This window comes from Mucilaginibacter sp. UYNi724, assembly GCF_054057495.1.
On the sequence record NZ_JBSRZI010000014.1, the window covers coordinates 1 to 16,816 of the forward strand.

Genomic DNA, 16,816 nt, shown 5'->3' on the forward strand with positions numbered 1-16,816 from the left:
CAACAAAAAAGCTCAAACATCTTTGGTGAATGTTTGAGCTTTTTTATCAATGTTTGTGTAATCAAAAACAGTCAACCTATTTCAGGACTACTCATTGATTATAATAAAATTCGTTCATTAGTGCCATAAATGCTAAGACTGAATCCGCAATTATCATTAGCTTCACCTGCCGTGTAAACAGGAAGGTAAGAAATAATTATCTCTTTTTTTACAGCATCATCAAGGTATGCCCTCTTTTCTTGATAGGTGCCATTCTTTGGAAAGTTATTCACTACCTCGTTTACTTTATTCTGTTCACTCAATAGATTAAGATTATACTTTTCCGCAATTGCATCGGTGTGAAACTTGTTTAATTCATCATCATTCATTTCTGACGGTAGTTTTTCGTTGTTCATATTATTGTTGTTTAATTATAAATAGTCTGTTACTTTCTTAATGCCATTTACCTGTTAAATAAATCCTAAACTAAATTTAGATTAGACTTACCCCCTTTAACTGACGAAACCGGAACTTTCGCCCCGGTTTCTATAGCCGTTTTATTTTCAATATCTTTTCGTTTCACGTTGTTTTCTCTGGTTGTAGCTTCGTTATAGCTGTTAATGTTAACGTTCGTAGCTTTATTAGCTTTTAACTCCGGCAAAGATACAACTATTTTTCAAATCTACAAGAAAAACCCAAATTATATTTTGCCTAACCTTCAATTTACCAAAGGTAAAATAAATCATACCTACAAATTACAACGTGACACAGAATATAATTTCGTAAACTAAATTTAGTTTACGTTTTTGGTAAAAGTGAAAATTTTTCACAATTGATATTAGGCAACATCTTTAAGTTCAACTGTATTAATTTCCGGGTGCAGATTGAATGTAAATATTAAGGTATCGGTTTCGTAGATTTCTTCACCTTCAATATTCCCTGCTAATTTCTGTTGAAGGTTATTTTTCATCATAATCTTATCAGTAGTAGAAATTGTATCTAAGGCTCTTTTGTAACGGGTGTAGTTATCTACAAAGAAGCTACCTGTGTCATCCATTCTCAAATCCATTGCTGTTGTACCGTCTGTAGGTTTTAAAGCCTCCACGGGCTTAATATTAGTTTCTTTTATCATTTTTAGTAATGTTAGTGCTTTATCTTTTTTTGTTCCTTTAAATTTTGTTAATGTTGATATTTGTTCCTCTGGTACCTCCGGCGTATCTGTATGGGCTTCGCTAATAATAAGCCCGGTAACCGGGATTGATATATTATTTGCTGCTAATAGGTCACGTAACATTTTGTTTTCAAGTGCTAAGGCCGAAACGTTTTTTACATTCTTTTCAGGTCTGATATAAGCGGTGTACTTGCTACCCTTAACAACATACCCATCCACTACCCATTTTTGAATAAACAAATATTTGTCTTTAGGGTAAATATGTTTGATTGAATCGTCACGTGTATAAGGGTTAACCATTTTGTACACCCTGCTTACCTCACCTGACTTATGTTTTGATACTCTCTCAATAATTTCATTATCAATTAATCTTTCTACCATTTGAGAAAGTTCAGCATCTTTTAAACCAAAGAACCAGATATGATTTTCGGCATTAAGCTGATAGCCTCCGGTTAATGAATCTTTATTGATAAGATGCAGCAAACATTGTACTTTAGGAATAAACTTGTTTGGCATATCTGCGAACAATAATTCTATATTTAAATCTTTTGGGGTGTTGAAGAATACTTCATTTTTTTCTGTAGGTAACATCTTTAATATATCCATTATTCCAAACCTCTAATATCCGTTTCCAGTGGATATATCCCCCGAAGAAATGAGGTTTGGAAACTTTCTCCGGAGGTATAAAGTGTTATTTATTATAAATACTATCTAAAAACTAAAAAGTACTAAGAAGTTGAAAATAAATTATCTTAAACCTCTATATAAGCAAACTTAGGTCAGTTTCTCAATTTGTCAAGTGATGGTAGTAAATATATTTTAGTTGAATATATAGAAGCACCCCGGCGAAGTTGTTTCCAAGTAATTACCCTAATGATTACCCTAACATATAGATTTTCAAAATTGATAGTGTTTTCAAATTACCCTAACGTTTACCCTAACTATTACCCTAATCATTCCCCTAACCTTTACCCTAATGATTACCCTAACATAACTACTTATACACTTACATATACATATACTTATATATAAAGAATTACTTAAACTATTATTTAAATAGAAAAAATTTCATTTTTAAGATTTTAGAATAAGTTGAAAGTTAGTTAACAAATATTACTTTGTTCTTCTTTACCCTGCGGGGCGTTCTTAGTAGTAAGGTTGAAAGTATTCCCTGCGGGTTGCTTATCAAAAGGCTTTAGCCCTAACCTTCAATGTAAATAAATTCATAAATCTATTTTAAGCCCTTCTAAGGCATTTGAAAGTTTAGATGATACAGATATTGGAAATTGAATAATTATTCAATGTAGCTTCTTATTTTAACCTCTTATAGGATTTTAGAACTATATCTATAGAAAAGAAAAATATCATCAACGTGTTACCCTTCAAGGTGCGAAGCACTATCTTCAACGTAAAACCTTTCTAACCATACTTAACATGCCGGACACGGCATTTTAAACTATAACCTTCACCAATAAATTATTTTGAAAATTTTTCACTACTTACATTTTTGGTCAAAATCTTCATTAGCTAATTGGAAACAAAGATTATCAACCTTCACTTTTTTGATATATCGAAATCCTGTCATTAGCTGACATAGTTTGTCAATTATTTTGTTTATACCTTTATTGGATTATGGCTATGAAGCAAAATACTTTAGGTAAAATATGGAATGACTATGTTCTTTGGGACAAAAAGTTTTATGAAGAAATAGAATCCAAGAAAATCATTACCGAGGCTTTAAACCGCTTCAACCCTGATAATGACGTAATAGTCAGCCGTAGGGAATTAGAAGCCTTAGAAGCCCTTAAATCGCTTGCAGGGCTATCTGCAATGGTTGACCAGATAGCCGGGGTGGTGACTAAGGTCGAAAGTATCAGCGAAGGTGTAGACTATATCAAGTCAAGGTACACTAAATCATCTACCGATGACCTGAAAAAGTCTGATGTTAAGTCTGATAAAGTCGAAGACCTGACTGCACGACTATTGAAACGAAACAGATAAGGGGGATTGCCCACAATGTAGTTAACCAAAAAACCCCCGCATCCAGTGCGAGGGTCTTAAATGTACGTCTATCCTAAATGATATCCGGTCGTGGATGTGACCATAACCATAAAATGATATTCAAGATTTTCCAAACTATTAGCGATAGGCTAACAACGTGACAAATCAATTGAATAACTTTTTGATAATAAAATTGAAAAATGCAAATACTTTTTTCAACTTTGTAAGACGATAAATCGCTTATGCGATTTTGAATCTGCGGGGCAAGTAAAATACCTTTACTTGAATCCCTGTTTATTTTATACTTCATTAAATTATTTGCCATTTGAGAACTACGAATTCTTGAATGGCTTTTTTGTTATAAGTCAAATATACAGCTATAAATGAGCATACTTTCGCTTGCGGATATAATGTTAATAATTAGCAAATATTAACACTATACCGATGGGTACAATATTAATCCCTGTATATCTTCTTCAAAAGTATTAATGCTATTTGTGGTATCCTACTAATGTGTATAAATAGGTGCGAATTTACATAGCCTTGGATTCAAATAAAGGTTCATCTGTTGCTAACCAGTCCTTTTAACTTCTAAGAAATCCCCCATTTAGCTATAAAAATCCCCGATTTTTAGTCTTTTTTTAGCCTTAAAAAAGGTGTCAAAAAAGGAACCAAAACACCCTAAAAAGGTGTCAAAAACAGCACTTTAAAAAAATAAAAACATCGTTCTTGCTATTGTGAGGGCACTTTCTATATATTGGTGTTCCGACTTTACTAACCAATGGTTCATGATGCATCCAGATAAAGCGGCAAATTAGGATTTTACAGCGAAATGTCCGCATTAATTAAAAGCTTAAACATGTATATTTATTCTTATAATGGTTAATTTTAAGTAATCTTAACAGTAGATTTTCTATTATTGTAATAAGACTTTGGGGATTTTGACATATGCCACTACAGATAAGTAATGATGACGCGAGTTTTAAGGTACTATTTCACAATAACCCCAACCCTATGTGGATCGTGGAGGTGGATACCCTGCAATTTAAAGAGGTAAATGAGGCGGCAATAAAACACTACGGTTATTCGCACCACGAGTTCCTGCATGAAATTATTCTGTCGGACATCCGCCCTGTACACGAGAGACCGGAAATGCTTACCTTAATTAAGCATATTAAGAACAACCAAACCATTACCCGCGACCTTACACATGTTAAGAAAGACGGCACTTACATGTATGTGCATATCACTTCTTACACAGTAAACTATTACGGCAGCCGTTGCCGTATGGTGATCATTCACGATGTTACCGAACAGAAGTTGAAAGACATGAAACTTACCGAAGCCATTAACAAGACCAAAGAAACACTGGAGAGTATCACCGATGGCTTCATTACCCTTGATAACAAGCTAAGGGTTACTTATTGGAACAAGGAGGCCGCGCGTATTTTATCCATCAGCCAAAATACGGTGTTGCATAAAAAGCTTTGGGAGCTTTATCCGTATTACAAGCAACTGCAAGTTTATAAAGAGTTTAAAGAAGCCCTTAAAACCAAACAAACCGCAAAATTTGAAGAGTATATTGCGCCGCTAAAAAAGTGGATCTGTTTTACAGTTTACCCCAATGAAGGCCTGGCGGTGTACTTTCAGGATATTACCGGGCAAAAACATGGCGAGGAGCAGATAAACATCAAAAACGCGAGTTTGGACCAGATAGCCCATATCAACTCTCATATTATCCGCAAGCCTTTGGCTAATATTATGGGGATTATTAATTCTTTTGAAGGCATACCCTGCGATGAAGAACACATGGCCGAATCCATACAAATGCTAAAACAAAGCGCAATCGAACTGGATTATATTATTAAAGACATCAACAGCCGGGTAGAGAATACGATAAAGTAAGTTGGGTTGCCGTTAGTGCAGGATCTTAAACATCAGCTCCTTCATCAAACCACCGTGGCCGGTGTTTGATTCTACACCTTTGCTTTTAAGGTCATACTCGCGCAGGTAACTAATCACTTGGAAGGTTTTGCCGAGGTTGTAGTTTCGTGCTGCCTGCTCGTAATCCTTCATAAAATATGGATTAACGCCCAATTCTTTAGCCGCCATCGATTTATCTTTTACGTAGTGATAAGCCAGCACCTTGCTAAAAAAGTTATTTAAATTGCCCAATACTAAAACTATCGGGTTGGCCTTTGGATTGGCCTCAAAGTAGTTTACAATTTGGTTTGCCTTATAAACATCCTTCCGGGTAAGTGCGCTTTGCAGTTCAAACACATTATATTCTTTGCTGATGCCAATATTATCAGCAATCAATTGCAAGGTTATCTCCTGCCCTGCGCTAATATTAAGCATCAGTTTATCCAGCTCATTGGCAATTTTAGACAAGTCGTTACCCAGATACTCCGATAACATGGCTGAGGCTTGCTGGTTAATCTTATATTTTTTATCAGAAACATAACCCTCTATCCAGCCGGGGATCTTATTATCATACAACGCGGTCGATTCAAATATTAGCCCGTTTTTTTCTATAGCCTTATAAGTTTTTTTACGCTTATCAAACTTGCCGTATTTGTAGCAGAATACCAAAACGGTACTTGCAAGCGGATTTTCAAGATAACTTAATATCGGATTGATGCTTTTTTTATCATCATCATCCCGGCCCCATTTCATATCCTGCGCCTCTTTCACCATCACCACCTGGTAGTCGCTCATCATAGGATAACGTTTTGCGGCGTTTATAGCCGTCATCACGTCGGTATCCTTACCATATAACACCGTTTGGTTAAACCCTTTCTCAGCGTCTGTAAGCAGGTTATGTTCTATGTAATTACTTACCAGGTCTATATAATAAGGCTCCTCGCCGTGCAGCAGGTACACAGGTTTAAGTTTTCGGTTCTTTAGGTCTTTTATTATATCGGGAGCAGATGCCATGGGTAAGTCAAAAGTAAAAAGTTAAAAGTTAAAAGTGTGGCATTGTTGATAATAAAGCGTTAGAATGCATGAGTCTGCTTTTAGCCCTTTAAACAGAAAATTCATCAGACAGATGCTTTTAACTTTTAACTTTCTACTTTTGACTTAAATGCTCCAGCCGCTTAATCTTCCGCCTTACCCATTTAAACTGACTGACGATAACGGGCAGCTCACGCTTTTTGATGAATTACGGAAGAAGAACATTGTGCTTACGCCCGAGGAGTGGGTGCGCCAGCATTTTGTGCAATACCTTATCAGGCAAAAGCAGTATCCAAAATCGCTTATAAAGTTAGAGGGCGGTTTGAGGCTGCATGGCATGGCTAAACGTACCGACATTGTGGTGTTCAATACAGCCGGCGATAAAATATTATTGGTTGAATGTAAGGCGCCATACGTACCCATAAACCAAGCGACGTTTGACCAGGCCGCACGGTATAACATGGTGCACAAAGTAAAGCTAATGGCGGTTAGCAACGGTTTGCAACATTACTACTGCAGCATCAACCACGATAACGAAACCTATAAATTTTTAGAAGAATTGCCCGGCTATAAGGAACTTTAGTCATTAACCGAGGCAACAAGGTTATGGATCTTCTCCATCAGCTCATCAGGTTTAAAAGGCTTTGCTACATAATCATTCATCCCGGCATTAATTACCTGGTCGCGAATATCAAACAATGCCGATGCGGTTAAAGCAATGATCGGCACGTTTGCCTTAGCAGGATCGGTCATCTTACGGATTTCCATTGAGGCGTCAAATCCACTCATTACCGGCATTTGCAGATCCATAAGTACCACATCGAAATTACCGTATTGCATAATTTCGACTGCGCGCTCGCCGTTTTCGGCAATGGTTGGCACTATCTTCCATTTAGAAAATAGTTTTTTCATTAGCATTACGTTAACCGGGTTATCCTCTGCTATTAAAATGCGCAGGTTGCTACCCAACCCTTCGGCCTGCGCGATGGTTTGCTGAGACTGTTGTAGTTCTGACGATCTTTCTTTGACGCTCACTATTACGGTAGATACCGGGAACTCCATATTAAAGGAGAACTCCGAGCCCTGCCCCACCTTACTGCTTACATGCATTTTAAGGCTTTGAAGCTGCAGCAAACGCTTAATAATGGCTAAACCCAAACCGGTGCCACCATACTGGCGGGTTGTAGTGATAGATTCTTGTGTAAACGGCTCAAATATGGTCTGCAGGTTTTCTTTCTTGATCCCGATACCCGTATCCTTTACCGAAAAACTAACCGTAATGTTGTTATGGCGGTCTTCCAGGCAGGTTACCCTTACCAGTATACTGCCATTAGCTGTAAACTTAATGGCGTTGCTCACAAGGTTAAATATGACCTGCGTTAAGCGGGTTGGGTCGCCAAATATTACTTTATGTCGCAGTGAACTATCAATGTCGAGTTTAAACAATAACCCTTTTTCTTCTGCTTTTATAATTTGCCCGCCGCAAATATTCTGCATCAGGTCCACTAAGTTAAACTTGATCTTCTCGAACACAACCTTTCCCGATTCTATCTTATTAAAGTCGAGCACATCGTTAACAATAGCCAAGAGGTTATTTGCCGAAAACTTTAATATCTCCAGGTTTTCGCTTTGGTCTTGCCTCGGGTTGTTCATCAGCAGCAGGTTGCTCATGCCAATAACGGCATTTAGCGGTGTGCGAATCTCATGGGACATGATGGACAAAAATTCCGACTGCACCTGTGATGATTTTGCAGCCTTTTCTATAGCCCGTTCAAATTTAATATTTAATGCCGTCTGCTCTTCACCGGTATCTTTAAGCTGTTGTATATTCTTTAAAAACGCAGTATAAAAGTGGCTATGAATAAATATTATTAGGATAAAATTGGCAAATACAGCTATAATCGTGGTTGAATCGTCGGCCGTTTCCGGCTTAAAATCAATAAAATATTTATGGTCATATTTCATCACCATAAATATCAAAACAGGCAGCAGGTTTAGCAGGGAGTAAAACATGCCCCAATTTTGTCCCTGCATATAAAAGCTGAACACAATAACCAGGATGATAATTTGAACAGTAATAATATTTACATCCTGCAGAATCACAAAAACCGTAGCCAAATTAACCAGCGTACCAATAATAAGCAACGTGTGTGATATGGTGCGCCAATGCGGTTTAAACGAAAGATATTTAAACAGGGCTATAAAAGATAAAAGCACACCACCTAATACTATAGACATTACATGCAGGTTCTGCAGATAGACGCTAACGTACAAAGCACTTAAACCTACTATAGCCAATAATAACCCAAAATATAGCAAACGGATTCGGGCCTGGTCAAGAATTGACATTTCCCTGGTTAGTATCTTGTTAATAGAAAGGTTAAAAAAACTCACTTACTTAATTGGCGGTATAATAATAGGTTAACTAAAATAATAACTAATTGTATTATATACACAATTAGTTATTATTTAGATATGTATCCTATCAAATTATGCAATTAGCCTGCCAATCCGCTTAAACTATCTTCAACTATTTTTAACCGGGCCTCTGCATCAGCTTTCTTTTTTAATTCGTTTTCAACTATCTCGGGTTTGGCATTTGCCATAAAACGCTCATTATTTAACTTAGCATTAACCGATTTTAAAAAGCCTTCGAGGTATTCCTTTTCTTTTGTAAGTCGTTCTGTTTCAGCAACAACATCAATTTCGATATTCAGTTTAATAAAAAACTCGTCTGTACCTGCTATAAAGCTATTTGAGCCCGCTACCGCGTCGGTAACCAAGCTTAACTCGCTAATGTTACCCAGTTGCTTAATGATGGCCTCGTAACTGTTATAGTTAATACCCGAACCAGCTTTTACAGCCAGCGGAAGCGCATCTCTTGGCGATAGCTGATTGGTGTCCCGGGTGTTACGGATCTTTTCTATTAATTGTTTCACAACCTCTACCTCGGCTATCAACTGAGTATTTACTTGCCCATTTACTGGCAATTGTGCAACAATACAGCAATCCAGTTCGGCACGTTCACCAAACAATTCGTCATGCCATAGCTCCTCAGTTAAAAATGGTGTAAAGGGGTGCAGCGCTTTTAAAATATCTTCAAAAAATGCTACCGTAGCGCTGTAGGTTTCAGCGTCGATCTTCTGGCGCGTTACCCCTTGCTGGTAAACAGGTTTAACCATTTCCAGGTACCACGCGCAGAAATCATCCCACACAAGCTTATAGGTCGCCATCAACGCTTCAGAGAGGCGGTATTGCTTAAAGTCGTCCTCTATTTGGGCAAGGGCCTGGTTAAACCGGCTTGCAAACCAAGCAATAGCAGTTTCGTTTTTTGATGTTAAACTATCATCTACCTCCCAGCCTTTAACCAGTTTAAAGGCATTCCAGATCTTGTTAACGAACCCACTTCCCTGCTTGCAATATTTCTCGTCAAACATCAGATCGTTACCGGCAGGCGAACATAGCAACATGCCCACACGCACACCATCGGCACCGTATTGCGCTATAAGATCAAGCGGATCGGGAGAGTTACCTAACGACTTCGACATCTTGCGGCCAAGTTTATCCCTAACAATACCGGTAAGGTAAACATTGGTGAATGGCTTAGTCTCGCGCAATTCATGCCCTGCCATAATCATGCGTGCTACCCAAAAGAATAAGATCTCGGGAGCGGTAACCAAATCATTTGTTGGGTAATAGTAGTTTATTTCGGCATTATCCGGGTTACGCACACCATCAAAAACTGAGATAGGCCAAAGGCCGGATGAGAACCAGGTATCCAAAACGTCTTCGTCCTGGGTAAGGTCACTTATCGTAAATGAGGCATCAATTTTTTGAGCCTCTAATAAAGCTTCTTCTTTAGTTTTGGCTACAACAAACTCGCCGTTTGGCAGGTAATAAGCAGGGATTTGCTGGCCCCACCACAACTGGCGGCTGATGTTCCAGTCCCTAACGTTCTCCATCCAATGGCGGTAGGTGTTGATGAATTTCTCGGGGATAAGTTTAACATCACCATTGGTCACGTATTCCAAAGCGGGTTTAGCCAACTCCGCCATTTTGCAAAACCATTGCATTGATAGTTTTGGTTCGATGACAGCATTTGTACGTTCGCTAAATCCTATTTGCGAGGTGTAGTCTTCAGTTTTTTCTAACGCGCCTGCATCTTCTAAAAGCACCGCTATTTTTTTACGGGCAACGAAACGGTCTTCGCCAACCAGTATCTGTGCTTTATCGTTCAGTGTGGCGTCATCGTTTAGTATATCGATGATCTGCAATTTATGTTTCTGCCCAAGTTCATAATCATTCAGATCGTGCGCCGGGGTAACCTTCAAACATCCGGTACCAAAATCCATGGTAACGTATTCATCCAGTATCACCGGGATCTCGCGGTTGATCAGTGGAATAAATACCGTTTTACCATGCAGGTGGGTGTAACGCTCATCGTTAGGGTTGATACAGATAGCCGCATCAGCCATAATGGTTTCGGGGCGGGTGGTGGCGATGGTTAGGTAGCTTTGGGTGCGTGGAGTGTGGTGTGGGGGGCGCCCTTCATCCGCTCCCTGCTCTTCGTCCCCCGCAACCTCATAATTAATGTAATAAAGCTTCTGGTTTACTTCTTTACGGATAACTTCCTCATCGCTTACCGCGGTTTTACCTTGCGGGTCCCAATTTACCATGCGCACGCCGCGGTAGATCCAGCCTTTTTTATGCAGGTGAACAAAGTAATCTATAACAGATTCGCTCATGTCATCGTCCATAGTAAACTTGGTACGTTCCCAATCGCACGATGCACCTAACTTTTTGAGTTGTTCTAAAATGATGCCGCCGTATTTATCTTTCCACTCTAGGGCGTATTTCAAAAATTCTTCGCGGCTGATGTCTTTTTTATTGATACCGCGCTCTTTTAGCATGGCAACAACCTTAGCTTCGGTGGCTATACTGGCATGGTCTGTTCCCGGTACCCAGCAGGCATTTTTGCCTTTCATTCGGGCACGGCGAATCAGTACATCCTGTATGGTATTGTTTAACATATGGCCCATGTGCAGAACGCCGGTAACATTTGGCGGAGGGATAACAATAGTATACGGCTCGCGTTCATCAGGCACCGACCTGAAGAAGTTGTGTTGTAACCAGTAACTATACCATTTTTCTTCAGCTTCTGCGGGCGAATAGGTTTTTGCAATACTCATAGCCTGCAAAAATAACTATTTGGCGCTAATTGGGAACAGGTAAATCGCACTAAACGCGCGGCAATGTACTCACCCGGTCTTTGCTTCGCTCGACCACCCTCTCTGCTTCGCAAAGAGGGTATAAAAAAAACGCCTCTTCCATAGAACGGTTTAGATTGAGGCTCCTTCCCCGCCCTCTTTGCGAAGCAGAGAGGATCGCGCACGCAGTGCCGCCGGGTAAGTAAACCCGCGTGCTAATTATGTGGAATTATTATAAATTACCCTCTCGTCACAATCAGCAACAATATTTTTACACACAGCCGTTTATACTATGTAAACTTTGCACCCGGGTATGAAAACATTGCCTGTAAATCGTTTTTTGGCAGCTTTTATTAAAATGTCCCGTTTGTCATTTGTTATAAACTGGTTTAATAAGTAGTTGGCCCTGCCAAGATATTTGCCATCCGGCAGATAAAATAATTAACTTCACGTTTTACTGATTTATCATGAAACTAAAGTTCACCAACTTAATGCTGATGGGTGCCCTGTGCTTATCGGCCAACGTGTTTGCTGCTACCGGCGACAAACACCCCAAAACAAAATCACCAAACGATCCACCTAAAAAGTATATCGACCCGGCCAATATGGATCTGTCGGTAAAACCCGGCGACGATTTTTTTGATTATGCCAACGGCAACTGGATCAAACAGAACGCCATCCCCGCGAAAGAAACCCGCTGGGGAAGCTTCAATATCCTCCGCCAGGAAAACACCAACCGACTGTTGGGCCTGCTTAACGAGGTTAGCAAAACGCCAGGCCAGCCAAAAGGCACCCTTAAACAACGCGTAGGCGATCTGTACGCCAGTGGTATGGACAGCCTTGGTATCGAGAAGAAAGCTTACACCCCAATCACCGCAGACCTTGCCCGCATCAACAACATAACCGATCTTAAAGGCATCGTTAACGAATTAGTTTACGAACGCGTTAACGGCATAGGCAGCCCGCTATTTGGCTTTGGCGTAGGCCAGGATGATAAGCATGTAGATAAATACATCATCAGCCTGAGGCAAGGTGGCACCAGCCTGCCGGACAGGGATAATTACCTGAAGGACGACGCCCGCAGCAAAAAGATCCAGGATGCTTTGAAGACTTACATCACTAAGCTGTTCACTTTAACAGGTACTGATGCAGCTACTGCCGCTAAAAATGCAGGCACCATTTTCGATATCGAAAAAACCCTGGCAAAATCGCAACTGAGCCGCGTGGCGCAGCGCGACCCAAATGTCACCTACAACAAGTTTTCCGTGGCCGATTTTAGCAAAACAACCCCGCATTTAAACTGGGTACAGATACTGCCGATGCTCAAAGCAACCGGGCAGGATACCATCATTGTTGGCCAGCCAACTTTCTTTAAAGATGCGGATGCTTTGCTTGCCGCTACACCTGTGGAGGACTGGAAGACTTATTTAAAGTGGAACATCCTGCGTGGTGCCGCTTCTACTTTAAGCTCTCCTTTTGTGAACGCGAGTTTTACCTATAGCGCAGCACTTAGCGGGCAAAAAGCCCAAACCCCGCGCAACGAGCGTATGAGCGGTCTGGTTGACGGCAGCATTGGCGAGTTATTGGGACAGCTTTATGTAGAGAAATACTTTACACCAGCGGCCAAAAAATACATGATAGATTTGGTGAACAACCTGAAAGTAACCCTTGGCGACCGCATAAAACGCCTGGACTGGATGAGCGAAGAAACCAAGGCACGCGCCCTTAAAAAGCTGGCTGCGTTTACGGTAAAAATTGGCTACCCCGATAAATGGGAAGTTTATGATGGCCTGGTTATTAGCCGCGATGATTACGCAGGTAACCTAAGGCGCATTGCTGTTTGGCGCTACAACTTTAACGTGAGCCGCCTGGGAAAACCGGTTGATAAGACCCGTTTTGGTATGACCCCGCCAACAGTTAACGCATCGTATAACCCAACCAATAACGAGATCGCTTTCCCTGCCGGGATCCTGCAGTTTCCATTCTTTGATTTTGGGGCAGATGACGCGGTGAATTATGGTGGTATCGGGGCGGTTATTGGCCACGAAATGACCCACGGTTTTGATGATGAAGGCCGCCAGTACGATGCCGATGGCACACTGCGCGACTGGTGGACCAAAGCCGATGCCGACAAATTTAAAACTCGTGCAGATCAGGTTGTTGGCCAGTACAATGCCTTTACCGTATTGGATACCATCCACGTAAACGGCAAACTTACTCTTGGCGAAAACCTTGCCGACCTTGGTGGCCTTAACGTAGCTTACGAAGCGTATAAGAAAACCAAACAAGGCCAGTCGACTACAAAGATCGATGGCTTTACACCCGACCAACGGTTCTTCCTATCGTGGGCACAGGTTTGGCGCAGCGCGCAACGCCCCGAGGCTGCCGCGCAACGTATCCTTACAGACCCGCACTCGCCGGAGCAATTCCGCACCAACGCAACTGTTGTTAATATGGATGCCTGGTACACCGCATTCGATGTAAAACCGGGAGATAAGATGTATAAGAAACCTGAGGAGCGAATAAGAGTTTGGTAGGTTTTTAGTAGCAAGTATTAATATCAAGTATATAGACAGACCCGGTTGAGAGACCGGGTTTTGTTTATTTAAATAACTTTACAACATTCTAACATTCAACTTTACAACACTCTAATCTAAACCTATATCTTTGCGGCACTGACACATTATATGATAGTTCATCAATTTTACGATAAGGGATTGGCGCATGCGTCGTACGCAATAATTCGCTCTGGCAAAATGGTTGTTATCGACCCTGCCCGAAACCCGCAGCCTTACTATGATTTTGCCCAACTGCATAATGCGGATATTACCGGCGTGATCGAAACCCACCCGCATGCCGATTTTGTGAGTTCTCACCTCGAGATCCACCAAACTACAGGCGCGGTTATTTATGTAAGCAAGCTTGCGGGTGCCGGTTACCCCCACGAAAGTTTTGATGATGGCGATGTGATCTATCTGGATGATATTAAACTAAAAGCTATTAATACGCCGGGCCACTCGCCCGATTCTATCTGCATTTTATTAGAGAATAAGAAAGGGCGCGATTGTGCCGTATTTACCGGCGACACCCTTTTTGCAGGCGATGTTGGCCGCCCCGATCTGCGCGAGAATACAGGTAATATTACCGCTAAAAAAGAGGAACTGGCACGCCAGATGTATCACAGTACACGCGATAAATTGATGGTCTTACCCGCGGATGTTACGGTTTACCCAGCACATGGCCCAGGCTCGCTTTGCGGTAAAAGTATGAGCCCCGATCTGCACAGCAGCATCGGCAAAGAGTTGCGCGATAACTATGCCCTGCAGCTAATGGACGAACTGGCCTTTGTAAAAACCCTACTGGCCGACCAGCCCTTTATGCCCAAATACTTTGGATACGATGTGGAATTGAACAAAACCGGAGCGCCAAATTTTGAAGAAAGCATTGGCATGGTTACCCGCCCATCAACAGATATTAAACTGGAAAAAGGAGTCTTAATTGTAGATAGCCGTACCAAAGAAGCTTACCGCAACGGACATTTAAAAAATGCCATCAATTTGCAGGACGCCGAGAAATTTGAAACCTGGTTAGGCTCAATAATAGGCCCTGCCGAACAGTTTTACTTAATAGCAGCAACTGACGAAGAACTGGAAATAGTTATTCGTAAAACAGCTAAGATAGGGTACGAGAAAAATATCATTGCCGCCATTCTTACACCGGCTAATGCCAAAGAGCAATCTGCTAATATCGATTATGCCGATTTTAAAGCGCACCCCGATAATTATACCATCGTAGACGTACGCAATTGGGCCGAGATAAAGGGCGGTAAAATTTTTGACCACTCGCTCACCATCCCGTTACCCGAACTTCGCGAACGTATTGGCGAGATCCCTGCCGATAAGCCTATTGTGGTACATTGCGCTGCGGGTTACCGTTCTACAGCTGCAGCAGGGGTTATCGGGGCTGCTATCAGCAATGTTCCGGTATATGATCTGGGTGAAGCGATCAAAGATTGGCAATAGATACGACTCTAATTTTTATTGCGAAGAGCGATAGCGATGTGGCAATCTCATAGGATATGCTGAGATTACCGAGCTACGCTCGCAAATGAGATATCTTTCTATATAATTTCTACAACACTTCCTTTATCACCGGCCACACGGTTTCTGCAACAATCTTATAGCCCTCGGCAGATGGGTGGACCCTGTCCCACAGGTTGAGGTGCTTTACTCCTGCCACACCAGCCAGCAGGAACGGCACTAAGGCTACTTGGTTATCCTTCGCCAGTTTCTGGTAAATGCTATTAAATGCTACCGCGATATTACCGCCTAAAAACACCGGCAACTCCATTCCCAACAGTACCACCTTTCCCTGCGGGTATTTGCTTTTTACCTTATCAATAATATGCTGTAGGTTTTGAGCGATAATGTTTGGTGACACTCCCCTGCGGATGTCGTTTATACCCAGTTCCAGTACAAATATATCAACAGGTTTACTTAGCCAATAATCTAACCGGGATAAGCCGCCGGCTGTGGTATCGCCACTTACGCCGGCATTGATGATATTATAATCCAACCCATCGGCCTTTAGTTTTGCTCCCATCAGTGCAGGAAAGGACTCTGTAACCGCGCTTGCCAAACCATAGCCTGCAGTTAAGCTATCACCAAAAAATAATATATTCTTCATTGATTTAAGGACGACCGACCAGAGAAAATATTGTAAATATTGAACTTTGTCTTAATCTTTAATAAGCTACTTTTCCGAATCTAATCCATCTACATTCCATAACCCCGGGTGGTCGCGGTAATGGGTTATATTTTCAATTATTTCTTCAATTTCGGCCGAGCTAAGTTCATCATGGCCACCTGATGTGTAGGTAAATAACTTACCAGGCTCTTCAAACGTAATGTATCCAAGGTAATTAGGATCGGTTTTTGTCTCGAGTAATAGTTCACTTTCCTGGCGGATCTCTTCCTCGTTATCAAAGCCACCTTCGCTACGATACACATTATAGGTATAAGTGAGCACGGGGTGCCCGTCAACCTGCGCCTGTGTGTTTGGGATTATCTTAACCGGTCTGTTATCTCCTACAGTAAAAAATATGGGTATCATGGGTTTATAATTATTTTATAAATTACAATTGCTTAAACAAATAGTTTTGGCGCAAAAATTTATCATAAAACTTAAGGGTAGATGAAAACATTCAACCTCCATAACGGGCTGCAGCTAAACATACAACTTGACAATAAAAAGCTGAGGTTGGTAATCACCGATGGTATAGCCGAACTGGCCTGCCGCAAAGAAACCGCCAGTAATCTTAACAGATTTTTATCTTCTGCACAAAACAACTTGTTCAGCGGCCGGCTGCAATTGCACAAAAGCGAAGACAACATTACAGTACTTCTTAAAGGAAAACCTGCCGGATCCGTTAGTGTCTCTGAATTAAAAAACGTGCTCAATAATTAATCATAACAGTTTATTGCTATTTTAGGGTTACAAAACC

Annotated in this window: 13 protein-coding genes; 6 read left to right on the top strand and 7 right to left on the bottom strand. The window is 41.1% G+C overall.

The window, feature by feature from the left end; genetic code table 11:
* Window positions 1–98 precede the first annotated feature (98 nt).
* Window positions 99–395 carry a hypothetical protein gene (locus ACVW0P_RS17770; protein WP_457133251.1) on the bottom strand — a complete coding sequence of 99 codons (297 nt, stop codon included), beginning with the start codon at window positions 393–395 and terminating at the stop codon, window positions 99–101.
* A 422-nt stretch (window positions 396–817) separates the two neighbouring features.
* Window positions 818–1,756 (bottom strand): hypothetical protein, encoded by a 939-nt coding sequence (locus ACVW0P_RS17775; RefSeq protein WP_457133252.1) that lies wholly within the window; start codon window positions 1,754–1,756, stop codon window positions 818–820.
* A 1,026-nt stretch (window positions 1,757–2,782) separates the two neighbouring features.
* On the opposite strand from ACVW0P_RS17775, the gene ACVW0P_RS17780 reads away from it, so the two are divergent.
* Both ACVW0P_RS17780 and ACVW0P_RS17785 read left to right on the top strand, forming a co-directional pair.
* On the top strand, window positions 2,783–3,151 hold the full coding sequence (locus ACVW0P_RS17780) for a hypothetical protein (protein ID WP_457133253.1): 369 nt from the start codon (window positions 2,783–2,785) through the stop codon (window positions 3,149–3,151).
* Window positions 3,152–4,099: 948 nt separating this feature from the next.
* Window positions 4,100–5,056, top strand: coding sequence for a PAS domain-containing protein (locus tag ACVW0P_RS17785; RefSeq protein WP_457133254.1), 957 nt, complete (start codon window positions 4,100–4,102; stop codon window positions 5,054–5,056).
* A 12-nt stretch (window positions 5,057–5,068) separates the two neighbouring features.
* On the opposite strand, the gene holA is transcribed toward ACVW0P_RS17785, so the two are convergent.
* Window positions 5,069–6,088 (bottom strand): DNA polymerase III subunit delta, encoded by a 1,020-nt coding sequence (gene holA, locus ACVW0P_RS17790; protein WP_457133255.1) that lies wholly within the window; start codon window positions 6,086–6,088, stop codon window positions 5,069–5,071.
* A 148-nt stretch (window positions 6,089–6,236) separates the two neighbouring features.
* On the opposite strand from holA, the gene ACVW0P_RS17795 reads away from it, so the two are divergent.
* On the top strand, window positions 6,237–6,689 hold the full coding sequence (locus ACVW0P_RS17795) for a type I restriction enzyme HsdR N-terminal domain-containing protein (protein ID WP_457133256.1): 453 nt from the start codon (window positions 6,237–6,239) through the stop codon (window positions 6,687–6,689).
* On the opposite strand, the gene ACVW0P_RS17800 is transcribed toward ACVW0P_RS17795, so the two are convergent.
* Window positions 6,686–8,455 carry an ATP-binding protein gene (locus ACVW0P_RS17800; protein ID WP_457133257.1) on the bottom strand — a complete coding sequence of 590 codons (1,770 nt, stop codon included), beginning with the start codon at window positions 8,453–8,455 and terminating at the stop codon, window positions 6,686–6,688. The two genes, ACVW0P_RS17795 and ACVW0P_RS17800, sit on opposite strands and share 4 nt — an antisense overlap.
* Before the next feature lie 149 nt (window positions 8,456–8,604).
* Window positions 8,605–11,295, bottom strand: a complete 2,691-nt coding sequence (locus ACVW0P_RS17805; protein WP_457133258.1) for a valine--tRNA ligase — start codon at window positions 11,293–11,295, stop codon at window positions 8,605–8,607.
* Between the two features lie 485 nt (window positions 11,296–11,780).
* Between ACVW0P_RS17805 and ACVW0P_RS17810 the strand changes: the two genes are divergently transcribed.
* Window positions 11,781–13,850, top strand: coding sequence for a M13 family metallopeptidase (locus ACVW0P_RS17810; RefSeq protein ID WP_457133259.1), 2,070 nt, complete (start codon window positions 11,781–11,783; stop codon window positions 13,848–13,850).
* Window positions 13,851–14,000: 150 nt separating this feature from the next.
* On the top strand, window positions 14,001–15,335 hold the full coding sequence (locus ACVW0P_RS17815) for an MBL fold metallo-hydrolase (protein ID WP_457133260.1): 1,335 nt from the start codon (window positions 14,001–14,003) through the stop codon (window positions 15,333–15,335).
* A 109-nt stretch (window positions 15,336–15,444) separates the two neighbouring features.
* Here ACVW0P_RS17815 and ACVW0P_RS17820 read toward each other — a convergent pair whose 3' ends face one another.
* Together ACVW0P_RS17820 and ACVW0P_RS17825 are read right to left on the bottom strand one after the other, a co-directional pair.
* Window positions 15,445–15,999, bottom strand: a complete 555-nt coding sequence (locus tag ACVW0P_RS17820; RefSeq protein WP_457133261.1) for an arylesterase — start codon at window positions 15,997–15,999, stop codon at window positions 15,445–15,447.
* 66 nt (window positions 16,000–16,065) lie between these two features.
* Entirely contained in the window at window positions 16,066–16,425 is a 360-nt protein-coding gene (locus ACVW0P_RS17825; protein ID WP_457133262.1) for a hypothetical protein, read from the bottom strand.
* 81 nt (window positions 16,426–16,506) lie between these two features.
* On the opposite strand from ACVW0P_RS17825, the gene ACVW0P_RS17830 reads away from it, so the two are divergent.
* The gene (locus ACVW0P_RS17830) at window positions 16,507–16,779 is read left to right on the top strand and encodes a hypothetical protein (RefSeq protein WP_354429276.1); all 273 of its coding nucleotides are present in this window, start codon (window positions 16,507–16,509) and stop codon (window positions 16,777–16,779) included.
* Window positions 16,780–16,816: the final 37 nt, after the last annotated feature.